The organism is uncultured Rothia sp. (genome assembly GCF_916715725.1).
Lineage (GTDB): Bacteria > Actinomycetota > Actinomycetes > Actinomycetales > Micrococcaceae > Rothia.
Genome location: NZ_CAKAPD010000020.1, coordinates 1 through 21585, shown reverse-complemented (window position 1 = coordinate 21585; position 21585 = coordinate 1). Strand labels below are relative to the sequence as shown.

Genomic DNA, 21585 nt, shown 5'->3' with positions numbered 1-21585 from the left:
GGTACTGCACTTTTGTGGGTGTGGGAGAGTAGGTCACCGCGGGTTTTTTATTCAATAGCCCCGGCTTCGCCGGGGCTATTTTTGTTTGGGGAGGTCGTTAGACCTCCCCATTTGTCTTTAACATCCCATCAGTACGGGTGCACGGAAGGTGTTCTCTATACTAAAATGGTATGGCTTATGTTTAGGCATTAGCGGGTGTATCTAAGCACCCCTCATAGAGTTGATGCCTCAGGCAGCGGTTCGCCCGAATCGACTGCATACCCTACCCGCCCACACTGGCGGATACCTCCCAAGGAGATTCATGTCTGAGACCCCCCGTCACGAGTCTAACGGCTCCGGCCCCCGCCAGCACCGCAAGAACAGCGGAGGAAAGGACTTCCGCTCCAAGAAGGGCGGCAAGAACTTTGGCGGCAAGGGCGGTTTCAAGCGTAACGACCGCGGAGGCAAGAAGTTCGACGGTCGTCGCTCCGACTCCCGATCCAAGGCACCTCGCTCCAACGGCCCCGAGGCAGAAGCACCCCGCGAAGAAGTACGCAGCATTGGTGGCCGCGCAGGCTACCGCCCTGCAAAGCCCAAGGCACCGGAAATTGACGACGACATCACCGGTCGCGAGCTGGACGGTGCAACCTTCCGTCAGCTGCGTGCCCTGGAGCCCCGCAACGCTGAAACCGTTGCAAAGCACCTCGCCATGGCCGGTCGCTACCTCGACATCGACCCCGAGTTCGCGCTGGAACACGCGGTTGCTGCATCCCGAAGTGCAGGCCGTATTGCCGCAGTACGCGAAGCAGTCGGCGTAGCCGCATACGTGGCAGAAGACTTTGAACTGGCGCTGCGCGAACTGCGCACCCACCGCCGTATCAGCGGCTCCGTAGACCACCTGGCACTGCTGGTGGACTGCGAACGTGCGCTCGGCCGCCTGCCCAAGGCACAGGAAATGATTGCTGAATTCAAGAAGGAAGAGCTGCCCGCCAACGTACGCGTAGAGCTTGCCATCGTTGAATCCGGTATCCTCAGCGATCAGGGCAAGAAGTCTGAAGCTGTTGTAGCGCTGCAGATTCCTCAGCTGAACCCCAAGCGTGCCTTCGAGTACAGCCCCCGCCTGTTCAGCGCATACTCCGACGCGCTGGCTAACGCAGGCCGTAACCAGGAAGCAGAACGCTGGGCGCGCCTCGCCTTCATGGCGGAAGCAGCACTGGGCCAGGGCAACTTCGCAGAACCCGAAATCTTCGATATGTTCGGCGAAGCAGGCCTCTTCGAAAAGGAAGAGAAGTCCGTAGAAATCGCTGAGCCCGCAGACGAAAAGGCAGAAGAGACTGCTGAGACTTCCGCTAACGAGGAAGCATCTGAAGCACAGGAAGAGGCAGCTGAGGGCGAGAAGACCGAAGTCGCTGAGTCCGAGGCTGAAGAAGCAGAAGAAACCTCCGCAGAATAAGACGGCAGAGAATCTAAGGATTCTGAATACTTGACCTCAGTGTCAGCAACCGCTGGACGCACCCCTGAACGGGGGAGGCGTCCAGCGGTTTTGCACATAATCTCCAGAAGGCACCTACGGGTGAGTGTCTAACAGGTACGATTAATAGCGACAACCGCCAGAGACCCCGAGAGGAACACTCTATGACCACGAATGCACTCCTATCCCGCTACGATGCCCTCCTCTCCGACCTGGACGGCGTAGTCTACGCGGGCCCCTTCGCCATTGAAGGTGCACCCGAAGCCCTCAACCGCGCCGAAGAAGAACTCAACGTACCGGTCATCTTCGTCACCAACAACGCATCCCGCTCCGTAGAATCCGTAGCAGAACACCTGCGTGAACTGGGTGTGCATACCCGAGCAGAACGAGTCGTTAGCTCCGCACAGGCAGGCGCCGCGCTGCTCGCACAGCACGTACCCGCAGGCTCCAAGGTACTCATCACCGGCACCGAAGCACTTGCCGACTGCGTTCGTGCGGTAGGCCTCGAAACCGTCCGCAAGGAAGAAGAAGGCCCCGTAGCCGTCATCCAGGGCTTCGACCCCAAGATCGGCTGGGAAGACCTCGCGGAAGCCGCCTACACCCTCGCAAACCCCGATGTATTGTGGATCGCGACCAACACCGACCAGACCATCCCCAAGGAACGCGGCCAGGCGCCCGGTAACGGAACCCTCGTTGCGGCAGTGGCAACCGCCTCCCGTCGTACCCCGCTTGTCGCGGGCAAGCCCGAAGCGCCCATCTTCCACACCGCAGCGCAGGCAGTGAACTCCAGCCGCCCCGTCATTGTGGGCGACCGCCTGGACACCGACATTCTCGGCGCCAACAACGCAAAGATGGACGGCGCCCTCGTCCTCACCGGCGTACAGACCTACCAGGATGTCATCGAGGCCGTGCCGAACCAGCGTCCGACCTATGTTCTGCGCACCCTCGAGGACTTCTTCGCGCCCTACCCCGAAATTGAGGTGCTCTACGAAGGCTACGAAGTCACCGCAACCGGCCCCACCTGGCAGGCACGAGTCCGCGGTGAAAACCTGAGCCTGACCGGCCCCGAGATTGCAGATACCGAAGCATTCGCGGGTAGCGAGAGCGAAGCCGAAGCATGGCGCGTAGCCTGCGCAGCATGGTGGGCGGCAAACCCCGAACAGGGCGCATGCCCCAACATCCAGGGGATCCCCGGTGCCTAAAGAACCGGAGACTAATAGCACGGCAGAGGAAACCGCTGAGCTTGATGCAGAATTCGAGAGCCAACTCGCGGCGACCCTCGCCATGGACCCCGTAGAGCGCGTCAAGCGCCTCGAAACGATGAGTGAGCAACTGGAGAAGGACCTCGAAAACCTCTCCTAGTTCGCGGCGGTGAACCCTCAGAACGTTATCGTCTGAGGGTTCACCGGCACTAGACAACCCCGTCACCAGACGACAGAAAGAAGACAAGGACACCGTGCGCCTCGATAAATACCTGGTCGAAGCCGGATTCGTGAGCTCCCGAACCCTCGCCGCAAAACTTATCGCGGCAGGAGACGTGCAAGTCAACGGCAAGGTTGCGCGCAAAGCGTCCATGCTCGTGGGCCCGGAGGACACCCTCTACGTGCGCCAGAGCGAGCTGACCGAATACGTCAGCCGCGCAGGGCACAAGCTCGCCGGTGCCCTCGACGCGTTCCCCGAAATCGAGGTAGAAGGCAAACGTTGCCTGGACGCGGGAGCATCCACCGGAGGCTTTACCGACGTGCTGCTTCGTCGAGGAGCCGCCCACGTAGCCGCCGTTGACGTAGGACACGGGCAGCTCGTGGACACGCTACGCGAAGAACCGCGAGTCGGCGTGTACGAAGGGCTCAACGTTCGCTACATGAAGCCAGAAGACATTGGCGGGCAGGTCGAACTGACGGTTTCTGACCTCTCGTTCATCTCACTGACCCTGGTTATGGAGGCGCTAGCGAACGCCACCGAAACCGGCGGCGACCTGGTGCTCATGGTCAAACCGCAGTTCGAGGTCGGCAAGCACCGCATCGGACGCGGGGGAGTGGTGCACGAAGAATCCGCCCGCCGTGAAGCAGTGGAAAAAGTTCAGGCATCTGCGGCGAGCCACGGATTGCGCGTGATGGGTATGGAACCCAGCCCGCTCCCCGGACAGGACGGCAACGTAGAGTACTTCCTCTGGTGCCGAAAATAAATATAGTGCCAAAAATAATAGTGCTAAGGCAGTCTGAGAAAAACCGCTCGGTAACGCAGGACGCGTTGAGGGCGGGGCTTTCTCAGGCTGCCGCGCTATTCGCAGGTATTTTAGGGATACTCCAGCTGTACGCTATTCGAAATAATTTTCTAAAAATATAGCTATTTAGAAAATCTTCGAGAACATATTCGGTATGATAGGTGTAGATACACCATCTCAACACCCGATGGGAGAGAGTCGTTATGGCAAAACAGGAAAGTCGTGTAACGCGAGATTTTGACCTCTCGCAGTTGCCCACAATCAGCGCGCGCCATGATTCCGAAGACTCGGTGGAACAACGTCACCGTAAGATTCTCGTCTTCGCCCACGTGGGGCGCAAAGAAGCACGAGATGCCGCCCGACAGGCGTGCACCCAGCTCTATGAAGCGGGACTCGCACCCGTCATGACTCGCTCCGACCTGGAAACCCTGAGCGAAAACTGGGACGAGCCCGTCCCCGTGCAGGTCGTCCACGAATCTGTGGCGCTCATCGATATTGAACTCGGCGTGGTGCTCGGCGGTGACGGTTCGATTCTTCGCGCCGCCGAAATGGTGCGCCGAACCAGCGTTCCGCTCATTGGTGTGAACCTGGGACACGTTGGCTTCCTCGCCGAATCCGAAGAGAGCGACCTGACCGAAACCGTTCGCTGCATCGTCAACAACGAATACACCGTTGAAGAACGCATGGCAATCGACGTGGAAGTCTGGAACGACGGCAAGCGAGTGCACAGCGACTGGGCGCTGAATGAAGCCAGTGTCGAAAAGGGCAACCGCGAAAAAATGATTGAAGTCATTATCGAGGTGGACTGCCGCCCGCTCAGCAGCTTCGGTTGCGACGGTGTGGTCATGGGAACCCCCACCGGCTCGACCGCCTACGCTTTCTCTGGCGGCGGCCCGGTCGTCTGGCCTGAAGTTGAAGCAATTCTCATGGTGCCGCTCTCGGCTCACGCGCTCTTCGCGCGCCCGCTGGTAGCAGCGCCGACCTCCACCCTGGCGGTAGAAATGATGCCCGGAAACGGCGCCTCCGGCGTGCTCTGGTGCGATGGTCGTCGAACCGTAGAGCTGGACCCCGGCTCCCGTATTGAGGTGCGACGCTCCGAAAAGTCGGTGCTGCTCGCCCGTATCCACCCAGCTCCCTTCTCTGAGCGACTGGTTCGTAAATTTGAGCTTCCAATCCGTGGCTGGCGTGGCCCGCAGGATACCGAGAAGCACTAAAGAAAAGGAATGAACGTTCGTGATTGAGGAAATCCATATTCGAGACCTCGGCATCATCACCGATGCGAGGCTCCCCCTCGAACCCGGATTCTCCGTGCTGACCGGTGAAACCGGCGCAGGTAAAACCATGGTCGTCACCGCCCTCGGCATGCTCCTGGGCGCCCGATCCGACGCATCCAGCGTGCGCAATGGCGCCAAGAGCGCCCTCGCCGAAGCAGTGATTCGCCTGCCCCACGGGCACCGAGCCCTCGAGCTTGCCGAAGAAGCCGGCGGCACCGCCGAAGACATCGACGAACAGACCTCCGAACTGCTTCTGGCACGCACCGTCAACGCCTCGGGACGCTCCCGCGCCCACGTCGGCGGTTGCTCCGCACCCATCGGGACCCTGTCTCAGATTGGTCAGACTCTTGTTGCAGTCCACGGCCAGTCCGATCAGCTGCGCCTCAAATCAGCGGCAGAGCAGCGCCAGTCCCTCGACCTGTACGCCGGCGAAGAGCTCGCCAACCTGCTGGAGAAGTACCGCGAAAACTACGAGCGATACCGCGCCGCCGCCGCAGAGCTGAAGGAAGTACGCGAAAACTCGCGCGCACGAGCCCTCGAAGCGCAGACCCTGCAGGGTGCCCTCGAAGAAATCAGCGCCGTCAACCCGCAGGCCGGGGAAGAAGAAGAGCTCAAAGCCGAAATGGTGAAGCTCATGAACGTTGAAGCGCTACGCATTGCGTCGGCAACCGCCTCCGCAGCGCTCAGCGGTAGTGAATACTCTACCGGTGACGAGCAGAGCGTCATGAGCCTGCTCGATGCAAGCCGCTCCGCTCTACAGGCGCAGGCAGACGCTGACGAAGAGCTTGCCTCCCTCGCCGCGCGCGTCAACGAACTGCTGATTCTTGCCACCGATATCTCCTCGGATCTGTCCTCCTACATGGCCTCCCTGGACGTTGAAGGTCCCGAACGTCTGGCGCAGGTGCAGACTCGCCGTGCCCAGCTGGCGACCCTCACTCGCAAGTACGGTGCCGATATTGCCGAGGTTCTCGAATGGGCCGAAGAATCCCGTGCACGCCTTGAGACCCTGGTGGACGACCCGCAGCGACAGGAAACCCTGGAAACCGAGCTGGTACAGCTACGCAAGGTGCTCGGCGCCCAGGCAGAAGAGCTGACCGCCCTGCGCCGTGCCGCCGCGCAGAAACTGGCGGATGCCGTCAGCGAGGAGCTCACCGCTCTTGCCATGCCGAACGCCTCCCTGGTTGTGGAGGTTGCCGAAGCTGAAAAGTTCTCGGTGCACGGCCGAGACACCGTGACCTTCATGCTGGCCCCGCACCGAACCGCAGTGCCGCGCCCGCTCGGTAAGGGCGCCTCCGGCGGTGAGCTCTCCCGCGTGATGCTCGCCCTGGAGGTAGTGCTCGCCGAAGTGGACCCCGTGCCCACCTTCATCTTCGATGAGGTGGACTCCGGCGTGGGCGGTAAGGCTGCTATCGAAATCGGTCGCCGCCTTGCCATGCTCGCCCGACACGTGCAGGTTCTGGTGGTTACCCATCTGCCGCAGGTTGCCGCCTTCGCGGACCAGCACATCCTCGTGCTGAAAAACGATGACGCGTCCCTCTCGAAGGTCAAGGTGCTTTCCGAAGAGGAACGCGTGGTGGAACTGGCGCGAATGCTCTCCGGACACGATCAATCAGAATCGGCACGAGAGCACGCTCGCGAGCTGCTGGCTGCCGGTCGAGAAGTACCGCAGGGGCGCTGAAACTGACGGCAAACCTGCCGGGAAAAGCACGGGGAAAGTGCTGGCAAAAGCGCCGAAAGGTGGCATCTTTCGCGCTAAAGGCCATCAAAGGGTCTGAAGCGTGCGAGCGTGCCTCAGGAAATTGCCAGTACAGCCCGTGCCGGTGACCAATAGCGGCGCATGGAGCCCAGAGGATGTGAGATACTCTGAGAATGCTCCTACGCCTGCTTCTACACGGCGCGGCGGGAATAATAAATCCCCGGCTCCGTTTACAGTGGTGATAAGGACAAATAGGGGAGGGAAAGCCGCCTGAGAGAATCCTCTCGCGGCAAAACCCTCTGCTTGGATAGCAGACAAGAAAATGGTAGGCTTGAATTCCGTGGTGAATGAAAAAAATAACGCTCTGAACGCGTCCTCTAACGACAAGGTAACCCGCCAGATTTTCGTGACCGGCGGCGTTGCATCTTCTCTCGGTAAGGGCCTGTCGGCCTCTTCCCTCGGTCAGCTTCTTCGCGCACGTGGCCTCTCTGTGACCATGCAGAAGTTCGACCCCTACCTGAACGTCGACCCCGGTACGATGAACCCCTTCCAGCACGGTGAAGTCTTTGTCACCGACGACGGTGCTGAAACCGACCTCGACATCGGACACTACGAGCGCTTCCTGGACGAAAACCTCGACCAGTCTGCTAACGTGACCACCGGCCAGGTCTACTCCTCCGTCATCGCAAAGGAACGCCGCGGCGAATACCTCGGCGACACCGTCCAGGTCATCCCTCACATTACCGACGAAATCAAGGCCCGCATGCGTCACGCAGCGGAAATTGAAAACGCACCCGACATCATCATCACCGAAATCGGTGGTACCGTCGGCGATATCGAGTCCCTGCCCTTCATGGAGGCAGCACGCCAGGTACGCCGCGATGTTGGCCGCAAGAACGTCTTCTTCCTGCACGTCTCCCTGGTGCCCTTCATCGGCCCCTCCGGCGAGCTCAAGACCAAGCCGACCCAGCACTCCGTCGCAGCACTGCGCGGCCTGGGCATCCAGCCTGACGGTCTGATCCTACGCTGTGAGCGTGAGGTCCCCGTATCGCACCGCACCAAGATTGGTAACGCATGCGACGTGGACAGCGACGCAGTCATCTCCTGCGCCGACGCACCCAGCATCTACGACATCCCCAAGACCCTGCACAGCCAGAAGCTCGACGACTACATCCTCGACTACTTCGGCATTGAGGCTCCCGCACCGGACTTCACCCAGTGGGACCGCCTGCTCGACGCAGTGCACCGCCCCGCAGCAGAGGTCAACGTTGGCCTGGTCGGTAAGTACATTGACCTGCCCGACGCATACCTGTCCGTCTCCGAGGCTCTGCGTGCCGGCGGCTTCGCAAACAACGTGAAGGTCAACATCAAGTGGGTTGCAGCCGACCTGTGCGCAACCGACGAAGATGCAGACCACCAGCTGCGCAACATGGACGCAATCCTCGTGCCCGGCGGCTTCGGCATCCGCGGCCTGGACGGCAAGATTGGTGCCCTCAAGTACGCACGCGAGCACAAGATCCCGACCCTGGGCATCTGCCTCGGCCTGCAGTCCATGGTCATCGAGTACGCACGCAACGTACTGGGCCTGCGCGAAGCGTCCTCCACCGAGTTTGACCCGGAAACCTCCGTGCCGGTCATTGCAACCATCGAAGAGCAGAAGCAGTTCGTCGAAGGTGCAGGCGACCTGGGCGGCACCATGCGCCTGGGCCTGTACAAGGCAAACCTCGTTCCCGGCTCTCAGGTTGCTAAGGCATACGGCGCAACCGAGGTTGCAGAGCGTCACCGCCACCGCTACGAGGTGAACAACGAGTACCGCGAGCAGCTTGAAGAAGCAGGCCTGCTCATTTCCGGTACCTCCCCGGACTCCTCGCTGGTCGAGTACGTGGAGCTGCCCGCAGAGGTACACCCCTACTACGTGGCAACTCAGGCACACCCCGAGTACCGTTCGCGTCCGACCCGCCCGCACCCGCTCTTCTCCGGCCTGATTAAGGCTGCTCTGGAGCGTCGCGGCGCCTAACCTCTAGGCACAAACGTTCAGCATCCCGCTCACCCCGCGCAGGGGAGAGCGGGATGCTTTCGTTTAAACCTGAACATGCTTGAAATCGTACCCGCACCTGACGCGCCGAACGTGGCGGAGCTAAGAAGCCACCTACAATGAAAGAATGAGCAACAACCAGCAGATTATTGATGCACCCTCCGAACGCACGATTCGCACCCGCACCGTGAAGTACAGCGGCTACGTGATCGAAACGACCGTTGAAGAGTACGAACTCAACGAAAACACCGTACTGACCCGTGACGTCGTGGAAATGCCCGGCGCCGTCGCCGTAGCGGTCCTCAACGACAACAACGAACTGCTGATGCTCAACCAGTACCGCCACCCGGTGCGCATGAACCTCTGGGAAGTACCCGCCGGACTGCTCGACATCGACGGTGAAGACCCCCTGGTCGCCGCGCAGCGCGAACTCGCCGAAGAAGCAGACCTGCAGGCAGAAACCTGGAACGCTCTGACCGACTACTTCAGCAGCCCCGGCGCAACCAGCGAAGCAGGCCGCGTCTACCTGGCACGCAACCTCTCAGAACTGCCCGCCGAAGAACGTAGCGAACGCACCGAAGAAGAAGCAGAAATGACCTACCGCTGGGTGCCCCTCGCCGACGCAGTACAGCTGGTACTGGGCGGAAAGGTTCACAACGCGCTCGCTATCCAGGCGGTACTCGCCACCTACGCGGCGGCACAGAACAACTTTGAAGGCCTGCGCCCTGCCGAGGGCGGCTGGGAGTTCCACCCCTACATGGGCCAGCGCCGCGAAAAGCCGGAGAACTTCCGCAACCACTAAGAACGGAACGTAGGGCGGGGGAGTAGCCCTGCCTACGGCAAACCCGAATATCAAGAGAACCGACAGAGGAGATAGCGTGAAGCAGGCAAAAAGCACGGCGAGTAAGACAGCCCGCGGCGCGGGTCTGCTCGGCGCGCCCTCTTCTGTCGGTTCCTCCGTGCAGGGTTCTTCTGCCCTGATTTCTTCTACTTGGGGCTCTGCCCTGGGCCCTTCCCATCAGGAGGCGCAGACCCCGCTACAGAAAGCCATTGACCAGTACCTCATCCACCTGCGCGTGGAGCGAGGAAGCAGCGAACACACCATCGCCTCCTACGCGCGTGACCTGCGACGATACAGCGCCTACATGGCGACCCTCGGCGTCATCGACCCCGAACGCATCACCACCGCGCAGGTGCGTTCCTTCATGCGGGAACTCGCCGCCCCCACCGTGCCCCTAGCTGGATTCGTCGCCGGATTCGAATCGGGGGAAAAGAACAACCAGAACGCGCAGGAAGCCCAGGAAGTACAGGAAGAAGCCGCAGAATCGCTGGCGCTGATGATCGCCTCCGAATCGGGGCGAGGTACAGGAAACGTGCGCGCTGGAAAAGGACGTGTTGGAAATGGGCGTGCCGGGCAGTCGAAAGCTGGGGAGCCAGACACCGAAACACCAACCGCTGAAGGGGCGCCGAGCCTACCATTGCCCTTGGGCCCGAACTCCATCGCCCGCACCATGGCGGCAGTCCGCGGAGCACATGCCTTCTGGGTCTCCGCGCTCATCGTGTCCACCGACCCGGCGGCACCGGTCACCCCGCCCAAGAACGTCAAACGCCTACCCAAAGCAGTCAGCGTCGAAGATATCCAGCGGCTACTCGCCGTACCCGACCGCGAAACCGCCACCGGGCTACGCAACCGAGCCATACTCGAATTCCTCTACGCCACCGGCGCGCGCGTGAGCGAAATGCTCAACGCCGATATCGACGACGTGCACTTCGAGGGAACCCTCACCGATGAAGATGGCAACCAAATCACCCTGCCCGGCTACGTTCGACTCTTCGGCAAAGGAAACAAAGAACGACTCGTACCCATCGGAAGCTACGCCCAAAAAGCAATCCAAGACTACCTGGTGCGTGCCCGCCCCTCCCTCGTCGCGCACGGTAAAGGCACCGCCGCGCTCTTCGTCAATGGACGAGGTAGCAGACTCGGACGCCAAGGCGCCTGGCTCATCCTCAAAGAAGCCGCCGAAGCAGCCGGGCTCAGCTCCGACTTCTCACCGCACTCCATGCGCCACAGCTTCGCAACGCACCTACTGCAGGGCGGCGCCGATATTCGCGTGGTGCAAGAACTGCTCGGGCACGCCTCCATCGCCACCACGCAGGTGTACACCAAGGTCACGCCCGAGGGGCTCATGGAGGTGTACCGCATGGCGCATCCGCGTGCCCACGAACGGGGATAAAACCCCGTCAAACCGCGGAACAGCCGCTCTTGAGGTAACCTTATAGACAACGCTTAAACTTTAAAACTTCGAATTCATTGATGAAGGTGAACCATTGACTGAAGCTCAGGCTCAAGAACTCGGCCCCACCGGCCGACCCCTGCGCGTATACCCCGACCCGGCTCCGCTGAGCAGCCACGGTCCCGCCCGCATTATCTCTATGGTGAATCAGAAGGGCGGCGTGGGTAAGACCACCTCCACCATTAACCTGGGCGCGGCACTGGCAGAATGCGGCCGTAAGGTGCTGCTGGTCGACTTCGACCCGCAGGGTGCTCTCTCCGCCGGTTTCGGCGCGAACCCGCACGAACTGGACCTGACCGTCTACAACGTCATGATGGACCGCAAGGTCGACATCAAGGACGTCATCCTGCCCACCGGCGTGGAGAACATCGACCTGCTTCCCGCCAATATTGACCTCTCCGCAGCTGAAGTTCAGCTGGTCAACGAAGTGGCTCGCGAGCAGGTTCTCGCCTCGGCACTGCGCAAGGTCCGTGACGAGTACGACGTCATCCTCATCGACTGCCAGCCCTCCCTGGGCCTGCTGACCGTCAACGCGCTGACCGCCTCCGAAGGCGTCATTATTCCGCTGATTTGTGAATTCTTCGCACTGCGCGCCGTCGCACTGTTGGTCGACTCCATCGAGAAGGTGCAGGACCGCCTGAACCCCGACCTCGAAATCTCCGGCGTACTCGCCACCATGTTCGATGCCCGCACCATCCACTCCAAGGAAGTTCTGGCGCGCATCGTGGACGCATTCGGCGACAAGGTCTTCGACACCGTCATCAAGCGCACCGTGAAGTTCCCGGACGCGTCGGTGTCCGCTGAGCCGATTCTTAGCTACGCCTCCAGCCACCCCGGCGCGGAAGCATACCGCCAGGTGGCACGCGAACTAATCTACAAGGGCGGCGCACGCTAAAGCCCCCCGCACCTATACGCCCTCTGCTGAGGTGACTCTCACCCTTGAGTCACACCGGCAGAGGGCGTATAATTGTGTGGATTCTAAAGACCCCGCACACTGCTTACGCCGAAAAAGTATGCGAAGTAGCAGCCGCATCTGAGACGGCACCAACGAAGCCGGGGAGAATAAACCTAAGGAGAATAGGTCGTTTATGACCACGAACGTCGCTGCCGTGAGGGTACCGACACCGAACGCAGACACCGCCGCGAACGCCCGGACTGAGGGCCGCGGCCTGCAGAACCCGGAACGCGGTTTCACCCTCACCCTCAGTAATTTTGAGGGTCCCTTTGATCTTCTACTGACCCTGATCTCGCGCCGCAAGCTCGACATTACCGAGGTGGCGCTCGCAGAGGTCACCGACGAGTTCCTCGCATACCTGCACGCCCTCTACGCCGAGGGTACCGAACGTGCACTCGACGAAGCCAGCGAATTTCTGGTCACCGCCGCAACCCTGCTGGAACTCAAGACCGCACGCCTGCTCCCGCAGCATCGTGAACCCCTCGAAGAGGATGTCGCACTGCTGGAGGCACGCGACCTGCTCTTTGCCCGTCTGTTGCAATACCGCGCCTACCGCGAAGTCGCCGATATTTTTGCTGAACGCTGGGCGCAAGAAGCGCAGCGTTTTCCCCGCGCGGTAGCCCTCGAAGAACGATTCGCCCAGGCGCTACCCGAGCTGGTTTTCACCGGAGGCGCCGAAGAGTTCGCCCGCATCGCCGCAGCAGCGCTGAGCCGAACCCCCAAAGAGCCCGAACCGGAACCCGAAGAAATCGTTGAAGAACTCAACGAGCACCTGCACGTTCCGCTCACCACCATCGCGGCTGAAGAACACTACATTCTGCACAGCCTGCTCGATACTGCGGCGCGGGAACTGAGCTTCGCCGAACTGGTTCAAGGATCCGGCGAACTAGAAATCGCGGTGGTTCGTTTTCTCGCCCTGCTCGAGCTCTACAAAGAAGGCGCTCTGCACGTGGAACAGGACGCACCGCTCGGAGCCATTCGGGTACGTGCGAGCGCGAGCGCCGCACAGTTCGTAATCCGCGAAGAAACTGCAGACACCGCAGGCACACAGGATGCGCACGAAACCGGTGAAGCACCTGAATCACCCGAAGCGAACGGATCTGAAGCTAACACGGAACCGGTAGAGGAGGAGTATGAGTAATCACGGCACACGCTTTGACCGTGAATTCACCCCTGACGACCTTGCCATCGTGAACATGGGCTACTGGGATCCGAACGCAGACGAGGATTCGGAACAGGCAGACTCGGCGCCGGTAGAGGCGGTAGAGGCTGAGATCTCGAAGCCTGCTGAGGCGGATGCTGAGCCGGCTGAGCACGAAGTAGCAACAACTCCTCTGGATGAGGTGACCGAAGAAGCTGAGGAGGCTGAAGCCGCTGAAACGGTAGAGGACTCCGACGGTTCCGACATTTCCGACAGCTCCGAGGAATCGCAGGAAACTGCATCCCGCGAGTCGGAGAAACCGGCAACGAAAACCGCGAAGATTCCGGCGGGAGGCCCCTCCACCGCACCCAGCGTGGCGGTTGATGCCGAAGCCGAGTTTTCCAAGGTTGAGGCAATCCCCGGCGGTGTCAAAAGCGCCATCGAAGCGATTCTTGCCGTCGCGGAAGCACCGGTGAGCGTCAAAGAACTCTCTGCCGCGCTCATCGTGAGCGAGCGAGCTGTCGAGCACGCGCTCGACCAGCTGTACCGCGAGTACAACGGCGAAGAAAGCGGCTACGGAGAAGACGAAAATCGGGTGGCACCCGAACCGCGCGGATTCCAGCTGCGGAACATCGCCGGAGGCTGGAAACTCTACGCCCGCGACGACTTCGCCCCCTGGGTGGCACGCTTTGTGACCCGCTCCAAGAGCGCAACCCTGAGCAAGCCCGCCTACGAGACGCTCGCCGTGATTGCCTACCAGCAGCCGGTGACCAGGGCGAGGGTAGCCTCCATTCGTGGCGTGAACGCGGACGCGGCAATCCGTCAGCTACTGCAACGGCAGCTGATTCGTGAAGCGGGTCGAGAAACCGGAAGCGGCGCTACCCTCTACGAAACCACGGAGCTGCTGCTGGCGAAGCTCGGGTTGAACTCGCTGGAGGAGCTGCCGGCGCTCGCGCCCTTCCTGCCCGATGACACGGAAGCCGCAGTGCTTGCCGAAGGCAACGACTAAGACAACGACAACGAACCAATAAGACGAACGAACGTTCGGGAAATGCCTGAAACGTTCGCACTATACGACAGAAAAGAGAAGAACACCATGGCATATGGAAACTCCTCCCGCGGCGGCCGCTCTGCATCCGGTCGTCCCCAGAACTCTCGCGGTGGCCGTCCCGGCGCCGGTCGTCCCGGTCAGGGCGGTAAGCCCGGCGCTAAGGGCGCATCCGCACGCGGCGGTCGCCCCGGCGCATCGAAGAACGGCGCAAAGGGCTTCGGCGAGAAGAAGTTCGGTGACAAGAAGTTTGGCGAGAAGAAGTTCGGCGCAGGTCGCGGCCGCGGCACCGAACTGCCCAAGCGCGAACGCCGCGCACCGGGCCGCCCCTACCGCTCCGGCGAAGCCTTCGCAAACGAGCGCGGCGAATACCGCGTCAGCAACTATGCTGGCCCGCACCGCCCCCGCCGCCCCCGCAACGCCCCGGTAGACCACTACGAGTTCTACGACCACGACGGCGTGCGCCTGCAGAAGCTGCTGGCTCAGGCCGGTGTGGCATCCCGCCGCGTCTGCGAAGAAATGATTACCGAAGGCCGCGTCACCGTCAACGGTGAAGTCGTAACCGAGCTGGGTGTGCGCGTGGACCCCTCCAAGGTGACCGTGCAGGTGGACGGCATGACCGTTCAGACCAACGACAAGCTCGTCTACATGGCATTCAACAAGCCCGCCGGCGTGGTCTCCACCATGGAAGACCCCGAAGGTCGCCCCTGTATCTCTGACTTCCTGCGTTCCTCCATGAGCGAGCGCGTATTCCACGTGGGCCGCCTGGACGTCGAAACCGAGGGTCTGCTGCTGCTGACCAACGACGGTGAACTGGCGAACCGCCTCACCCACCCCTCCTACGAGGTGCCCAAGACCTACCTGGTGCAGGTTCCCGGCCCGATGGAGCCCGGCGTCGGCGCAGCCATGAAGAAGGGTATTCGCCTGGAAGACGGCGTGACCCGCGTGGACGAGTTCAAGCTGGTGGACTCCACCCCCGGCCACGTGCTCGTTGAGGTGACCATCCACTCCGGTAAGAACCGCATCGTGCGCCGACTCTTCGACGCTGTCGGCTACCCGGTTGAGCGCCTGGTCCGCGTCGAGATGGGCCCGATCCGTATTGGTTCGCAGAAGCAGGGTACCGTCCGTAACCTCTCCAAGGTCGAGATCGGTCACCTGCTCGCTTCGGTGGACATGTAATAACGCTAAGGAGTTGTCATGAGCTCGCCCGCTGAGCTTTCCGCATCTGAGCTGCCCATGGACTCAACGCTGACCGGGCCGGTGCTCATTATCGGTTCGGGTCTGCTGGGTGCCTCCATTGGTTTGGGGTTGCGTGCGGCAGGATGCGAGGACGTGTACGTCCAAGATATTTCACCCACCGCCGAGGCTGTGGCGCAGGATATCGGTGCCGGTACAAGCATCTCCACACTGTCGGAGGAGGAGCGCGCCGCCCTCGCCCCGCAGCTGGTGGTGGTGGCTGCGCCTCCGGATAGTGCCGGTGCCGTGTGCGCTCGCGCGTTGAACACCTATGCGCCTCGACCGGAGGCGGGCTACCCCGGCGCCGTGGTGACGGATGTTGCCTCGGTGAAGGTGCAGCCGCTGGCTGATGTGCTTGCCTCGGGTGCGGATGCGTCCCGTTACGTGGGTTCGCATCCGATGGCTGGGCGTGAGAAGTCTGGCCCGGTGGCTGCTCGCGGTGAGCTGTTCCAGGCGCGTCCGTGGATTATCTGCGAGCACGATTCGGTTCGCCCCGAGTGTGTGCGTCTGGTGCGTTCTGTGGCGGTGGAGCTGGGCGCGATTGTGACTTCTCTGGGCGTTGAGGAACATGATCAGACGGTTGCCCTAATCTCTCATGTGCCGCAGGCGATGAGCTCGCTGTTGGCTTCGCGTCTGCAGGACACTCCGCTGTATGCGCTGTCCCTGGCGGGTCAGGGTTTGCGCGATACGGTGCGTATTGCGGCCTCGGACCCGACGCTGTGGGTGCAGATTTTTGCGGCGAACGCTGACCCGATTGTGCAGACCCTCTACGGGGTGCGTGATGACCTGAACCGCCTCATCGCGACGCTGGAGAACCCGACGGCGTCCGGCGCTCGCCTGGATTTGGCGCAGCTGATGAGTGAAGGCAACGCGGGCGTGAGCCGTATTCCGGGTAAGCACGGTACGGCACCCGCCGCGTTCGCAAAGATGACGGTGCTGGTGGACGACACCCCCGGCACGCTGGCTCGTTTGCTTGCCGAGATTGGTGAGCTGGGCGCTAACCTTGAGGATTTGCGTCTGGAGCACTCGACGGGTGCCCCGGTGGGTATGGCTGAAATCTCGGTCAATCCGTCTATTCATGAGGCGCTGGTCCGCGATTTGTCGGCTCGCGGTTGGCGTGTTGTGAAGTAGAGTTAAAGCTGTATTTTCCGGCATAAAGTTTGAGACGAATTTGAAGGAGTGCTGATGCACGAGAACCCTAAACTGACGATTGCTATTGACGGTCCCTCCGGTTCCGGTAAGTCGTCTGTGTCTAAGGAAGTTGCACGCCACTTTGGCCTGGCGTACCTGGATACCGGTGCAATGTACCGTGCCGCAACCTACCGTGTGCTGGAACTTGGCGTTGACCTGAACGACGCTGAGGCGATCGCGAAGGCTGTCGAGGAGATGCCCCTGGTGTTCGGTACGAACATTAAGGAAGAAGAGATTCTGATGGGCTCGACCGATATCCGTGAGGAGATTCGTAGCGAGCGCATTTCTTCGGCCGTTTCTGCTGTGGCTTCGGTTCCGGCGGTTCGTGAGCACCTGATTGGCCTGCAGCGTTGGATGATTGACCACGCTATTAACGGCATGGTCGCTGAGGGCCGCGACATCACCACCGTGGTCGCTCCCGACGCTGATGCGCGCATCCTGCTGACTGCTTCCGAGGAGGTGCGCATGGCGCGCCGCGGCCTGGAGAACGCGGAGAAGTCCGGCGCTTCGGGCGACTTGAGCAAGCAGATCGCTGAGCGTGATGCGAAGGATTCGAAGGTCAATAACTTTATGGAAGCTGCCGAGGGCGTGACCCTGGTGGACAGCTCGGATCTTGATTTTAATGCGACGGTCTCTGCAGTGATTAACGCTGTGAATGACCAGTTGAAAGCGAAGCGCGAGGGCTAGGCCCCGCCGAAACGCTGGGGGAGTGGTGCATCCGCTCCCGAGAAGACGTTGAGCCGCGCTCGCGTGCTGACCTTTGGGTCGGGCGTGGGGCGGGTAGAGAAAGGAATGCGCATGGCTGAGGACGCTATCCGCGACGATTACGAAGATAAGTACCTGGGCGGTGGCGAGGACGACGTTACCGAGCGCCTCGCTGAGATTGATGATGAGACCGCTGATCAGCGTGCTCAGGCTCTTCTAGAGGGTCTTGAGGACTACGACCTGGATGAAGAGGACCGCGCCCTGCTGGGTGCTTGGGGCTTCGACATTGAGGAAGAGGAAGAGCAGCTCGCTGATCCGGTAGTGGCGATTGTTGGCCGCCCGAACGTGGGTAAGTCGACCATCATTAACCGTATTCTGGGCCGCCGTGAAGCGGTGGTTGAGGATAAGCCGGGTGTGACTCGTGACCGCGTGTCCTATAAGGCTGAGTGGCTGGGTAAGAGCTTCACCCTGGTTGATACCGGTGGTTGGGAGTCTGATGCCCGCGGTATTGATGCTCAGGTTGCTGAGCAGGCTGAGATCGCTGTGGAGCAGGCCGACGTTGTGGTCCTGGTGGTGGATGCCCGCGTGGGTGTGACCGCTTCGGACGAGCAGATTGTGCGTATGCTGCGCCGCGTGAAGAAGCCGATCATTCTGATTGCTAACAAGATTGATGACGCTCACCTGGAGCCGGAGATTTATAACCTCTGGTCGCTGGGTATGGGTCAGCCGTTCCCGGTGTCGGGTCTGCACGGTCGTGGCCTGGCGGATGCTCTGGACGAGATCCTTGAGGTTATGCCGGAGCACTCGCAGTTCGCTCAGCCGGAGGCGCTGGGTGGCCCGCGTCGTGTGGCTCTGGTAGGTCGCCCGAACGTGGGTAAGTCGTCGCTGCTGAACAAGCTGGCTGGTTCTGAGCGTGCCGTGGTGAACGACCTGGCTGGTACGACTCGTGATCCGATTGACGAGATTATTGAGCTGGGCGGCTACCCTTGGCGTTTTGTGGATACCGCGGGTATTCGCCGTCGCCAGCACATGGCTAAGGGTGCGGAGTTCTACTCTTCGCTGCGTACTCAGACTGCTCTGGAGCGTTCTGAGGTTGCCGTGGTGCTGCTGGATGTTTCCGAGCCGATCTCTGAGCAGGATGTGCGTATCGTGCAGACCGTGATTGATTCGGGTCGTGCGATGGTCCTGGCGTTCAATAAGTGGGATACCCTCGATGAGGATCGCCGCGACATGCTTGAGCGCGAGATTGAGCGCGACCTGGCACACGTGCAGTGGGCGCCTCGCGTGAACATTTCGGCGAAGACCGGCTGGCACAAGGACAAGCTGGTGCCCGCCCTGGAGCACTCGCTGGAGTCGTGGGATTCGCGTATTCCGACCGGTCGCCTGAATGCGTTCCTGGGCGAGATTGTTGCCGCGCATCCGCACCCGCTGCGTGGCGGTAAGCAGCCGCGTATTCTCTTCGGTACTCAGGTGTCTTCGCGTCCGCCGAAGTTCGTGCTCTTTACTACCGGTTTCTTGGATCCGGGCTACCGTCGCTTCATTATGCGTCGTCTGCGTGAGACTTTTGATTTCACGGGTACTCCGATTGAGATTTCGATGCGTGTGCGTGAGCGCCGCTCCCTGGGTGAGCGTCAGAGCGCGAAGGCTAAGAAGGGTAAGGGCGGCCGCCGCTAGTAGCGGGGGTGCGTCTGCTTGATGCCGTGTTGCTGGGCTGGCCCTTTGTTAGGCTTGGCTCCCGCGTACCGGATTCTGTGCGGAAAATCTGTATGGAAATCTGCGAGGAAAAGATTTTTAAGATTTTTTCTAAAAATAGGGATTCTGGCTTGCGCGGGGGTTAAAAGCCCGGTATAGTTATTCGAGTGTTCAGGGGAAACCTTGAAAACAATATCGTGAATAACGAATCGGGTTGTGGCGCAGCTTGGTAGCGCACTTGACTGGGGGTCAAGGGGTCGCAGGTTCAAATCCTGTCAACCCGACAGATAAAGCTCCGGAAGGTTTTTCCTTCCGGAGCTTTTTTGTATGCCGTTTAGTGGTTTTATGGTTTGCCTGCTCGGGCGAGGAAACGCGGGAGTCGGCGCCAAAACACGGCTGGAAGCACCGAAGTGCGCTCTCTTCCTTGAGATGGCGGGGGAGGGGCCGGCATTGCACCTGTAAAGCGGTGGGGCTTTAGGTTAGGTTGCAATTATGAGCTTGAATCTAAATGTTGGAATATGCCCGATTTTGTGGGTGTTCGGTGGTACATTGGGTACACAAGGAATTGCGTTTTTGGGATTAGAGATTCATTATCCTGCCCCTGAAATTCCCTTGACAAATCAAGGAATATTTAGGTTTCTGTGACAAAAACGCCGTTTCAACACACTAAATTTCATAACCGCAAAACCAACACGAACCCAAGTGAAGGCATATATCCCCAAGGGATAGCGTCCTTAACGCATCAAACAGCTAGGTGTACGCACCTGCAACACACGGCACACACGCCGCCACACGCGTCGCTGGGAAGGTTTTGCGGCACGACACAATCCCGCCCCTGGGCGCGGAAAGGAACACAGTACATCATGTGGCAGCAAGTCTACGACCCGCTGAACTCGAGCGCACTCTCCGCACTCGTGGCAGCAGTCCCGATTATTTTCTTCCTTCTGGGCCTCACCGTCCTGAAGCTCAGCGGTATTAAATCTGCCGTTATCTCCCTCGTCATTGCACTGGTCATCGGTTGCGCTATCTTCGGTATGCCCATCACTGCCGGTGCAGGCTCCATCCTCTACGGCTTCCTCTCGGGCATGTGGCCCATCGGCTGGATCGTGCTCATGGCAGTGTGGCTCTACCGCATTTCTGTGCGTTCCGGCGGCTTCGAAATTGTTCGCTCCTCCATCTCCTCCATCTCTACCGACCAGCGCATCCAGATGCTGTTGATCGCATTCTGCTTCGGCGGCTTCCTTGAAGGCGCTGCAGGCTTCGGTATCCCGATTGCTATCTGTGCTGCACTGCTCGTGTCCCTGGGCTTCAACCCGCTCAAGGCCGCAATGTTCGCACTGATTGCTAACGTGAGCTCCGGTGCATACGGCGCTATCGGTATCCCCGTGACCACCGCAGCAACCCGCGGCGGCGTGGACCTGCATGCACTGTCCATCGAAATGGTCCTGGTTATCCAGATCATGGCGGCTCTCATCCCCGTACTGCTTGTTGCTATTCAGGACGGTCTGCGCGGTATCCGCGAAGTCGGTCTGGTAGCACTGATTGTTGGTCTGATTTACTCTGGCGGCCAGTCTGTCCTGCTCGCAGGCCTCGGTAACCCCGAGCTCGTCGACATCATCCCGCCGCTGCTGGCTCTGATTGCTCTGGCACTCATCATGCAGAAGTGGCAGCCCAAGAACATCTTCCGTGAGCCCACCGCTCCCTCCCTGGAAGAGGTTGAGGCTCAGCAGAGCGTCAAGCACACCGGTGGCGAAATCCTCAAGGCATGGAGCCCCTTCGTCTACCTGTCCGTCGTGATTCTGCTCTGGTCCACCGCGATGAAGCCGCTCTTTGCTAAGGGGGGTCTGCTGGCCTTCAGTAACATCACCTTCCCCGTTCCGTGGCTGCACCAGACCATCCAGCAGACCGCACCGATCGTTGCAACCCCCAAGGCAATTGACGTGACCTACACCTGGAACATCATTGGTGCTTCCGGTACCGCAATTCTGGTGGCTGCAATCATCACCATCCTGACCTCCTCCATCAGCTGGGGCGAGGCTATCGAGGAACTCGGTGCAACCTGGAAGCAGCTGCAGACCCCGATCATCATGATCTGCCTGGTCATGTCCGTTGCTAACGTCATGAACTACGCAGGTATGATTACCTCCATCGCACTGGCTGTTGCCGCTGTGGGCGCAATCTTCCCGCTGCTGTCCCCGATCATCGGTTGGATCGGCGTGTTCGTGACCGGCTCTGTGGTGAACAGCAACATCCTCTTCGCTGGCCTGCAGGCTACCACCGCACATCAGATTGGTGTCAGCCAGACCCTGCTGATTGCATCTAACACCGCCGGTGGTGTGATGGCGAAGATTGTTTCCCCGCAGTCCATCGCAATTGCAGCTGCTGCAGTAAACAGCGCCGGCGAGGAATCCAAGATTACCTCCATGGCAATCAAGTACAGCGCAATCCTGCTGGCTATCACCTGTGTTTGGAGTTACGTTCTGTCCCTGGTTGTTTCCTAAACAGCGTGAAGCTCCGATGCGTGTAACCTGCCTTCCCTGAAAGGTGAGGTACCGCGACACGGTTTAGCGAAAGCCCCCTTCTACTTCGTGAACTGCCTCCCGTTTCTTGGACAACAAAACTAAAGTCCAAGAAACAGGAGGCT

At 60.4% G+C, this 21585-nt stretch carries 17 protein-coding genes and 1 tRNA gene; all 18 read left to right on the top strand.

The features are described from left to right. Positions 1-301 precede the first annotated feature (301 nt). The 18 genes from QZ822_RS08790 to QZ822_RS08705 all read left to right on the top strand — a co-directional run bounded on the left by QZ822_RS08790 (position 302) and on the right by QZ822_RS08705 (position 21442). Positions 302-1432 carry a hypothetical protein gene (locus QZ822_RS08790; RefSeq protein ID WP_294644040.1) on the top strand — a complete coding sequence of 377 codons (1131 nt, stop codon included), beginning with the start codon at positions 302-304 and terminating at the stop codon, positions 1430-1432. A 182-nt stretch (positions 1433-1614) separates the two neighbouring features. After that, the gene (locus tag QZ822_RS08785; RefSeq protein WP_294644038.1) at positions 1615-2652 is read left to right on the top strand and encodes an HAD-IIA family hydrolase; all 1038 of its coding nucleotides are present in this window, start codon (positions 1615-1617) and stop codon (positions 2650-2652) included. Next, positions 2645-2812, top strand: a complete 168-nt coding sequence (locus QZ822_RS08780; RefSeq protein WP_049354919.1) for a hypothetical protein — start codon at positions 2645-2647, stop codon at positions 2810-2812. Before QZ822_RS08785 ends, QZ822_RS08780 begins: the two co-directional genes overlap by 8 nt. A 94-nt stretch (positions 2813-2906) precedes the next feature. Further along, positions 2907-3635 (top strand): TlyA family RNA methyltransferase, encoded by a 729-nt coding sequence (locus QZ822_RS08775; protein WP_294644035.1) that lies wholly within the window; start codon positions 2907-2909, stop codon positions 3633-3635. Positions 3636-3964: 329 nt separating this feature from the next. Then, a complete protein-coding gene (locus QZ822_RS08770; protein ID WP_005507691.1) occupies positions 3965-4888 on the top strand; it encodes an NAD kinase in 924 nt (307 codons plus the stop codon). 19 nt (positions 4889-4907) lie between these two features. Then, a complete protein-coding gene (gene recN / locus QZ822_RS08765; protein WP_005506652.1) occupies positions 4908-6626 on the top strand; it encodes a DNA repair protein RecN in 1719 nt (572 codons plus the stop codon). 340 nt (positions 6627-6966) lie between these two features. Beyond that, positions 6967-8661: a CTP synthase gene (locus tag QZ822_RS08760; protein ID WP_294644033.1), complete on the top strand. Its 1695-nt coding sequence runs from the start codon at positions 6967-6969 to the stop codon at positions 8659-8661. 145 nt (positions 8662-8806) lie between these two features. After that, the gene (locus tag QZ822_RS08755) at positions 8807-9481 is read left to right on the top strand and encodes an NUDIX hydrolase (RefSeq protein WP_012903859.1); all 675 of its coding nucleotides are present in this window, start codon (positions 8807-8809) and stop codon (positions 9479-9481) included. Positions 9482-9557: 76 nt separating this feature from the next. Then, a complete protein-coding gene (locus tag QZ822_RS08750; protein ID WP_294644029.1) occupies positions 9558-10913 on the top strand; it encodes a site-specific tyrosine recombinase XerD in 1356 nt (451 codons plus the stop codon). A 94-nt stretch (positions 10914-11007) separates the two neighbouring features. Next, positions 11008-11868: a ParA family protein gene (locus tag QZ822_RS08745; RefSeq protein WP_005506637.1), complete on the top strand. Its 861-nt coding sequence runs from the start codon at positions 11008-11010 to the stop codon at positions 11866-11868. A 193-nt stretch (positions 11869-12061) separates the two neighbouring features. Beyond that, positions 12062-13069, top strand: a complete 1008-nt coding sequence (locus QZ822_RS08740) for a ScpA family protein (RefSeq protein WP_294644028.1) — start codon at positions 12062-12064, stop codon at positions 13067-13069. Next, positions 13062-14078: an SMC-Scp complex subunit ScpB gene (gene scpB / locus QZ822_RS08735; RefSeq protein ID WP_294644026.1), complete on the top strand. Its 1017-nt coding sequence runs from the start codon at positions 13062-13064 to the stop codon at positions 14076-14078. Before QZ822_RS08740 ends, scpB begins: the two co-directional genes overlap by 8 nt. A gap of 87 nt (positions 14079-14165) precedes the next feature. Then, positions 14166-15296: a pseudouridine synthase gene (locus QZ822_RS08730; protein WP_294644025.1), complete on the top strand. Its 1131-nt coding sequence runs from the start codon at positions 14166-14168 to the stop codon at positions 15294-15296. Positions 15297-15314: 18 nt separating this feature from the next. Further along, positions 15315-16484, top strand: a complete 1170-nt coding sequence (locus QZ822_RS08725; RefSeq protein WP_294644023.1) for a prephenate dehydrogenase — start codon at positions 15315-15317, stop codon at positions 16482-16484. A 54-nt stretch (positions 16485-16538) separates the two neighbouring features. Continuing rightward, the gene (gene cmk / locus QZ822_RS08720; RefSeq protein ID WP_294644021.1) at positions 16539-17231 is read left to right on the top strand and encodes a (d)CMP kinase; all 693 of its coding nucleotides are present in this window, start codon (positions 16539-16541) and stop codon (positions 17229-17231) included. Positions 17232-17342: 111 nt separating this feature from the next. Next, entirely contained in the window at positions 17343-18923 is a 1581-nt protein-coding gene (der, locus tag QZ822_RS08715) for a ribosome biogenesis GTPase Der (RefSeq protein ID WP_070634467.1), read from the top strand. A 228-nt stretch (positions 18924-19151) separates the two neighbouring features. After that, positions 19152-19225 (top strand) — tRNA-Pro (locus tag QZ822_RS08710). Positions 19226-19804: 579 nt separating this feature from the next. Next, positions 19805-21442 carry an L-lactate permease gene (locus QZ822_RS08705; protein ID WP_070616635.1) on the top strand — a complete coding sequence of 546 codons (1638 nt, stop codon included), beginning with the start codon at positions 19805-19807 and terminating at the stop codon, positions 21440-21442. Positions 21443-21585 lie beyond the last annotated feature (143 nt).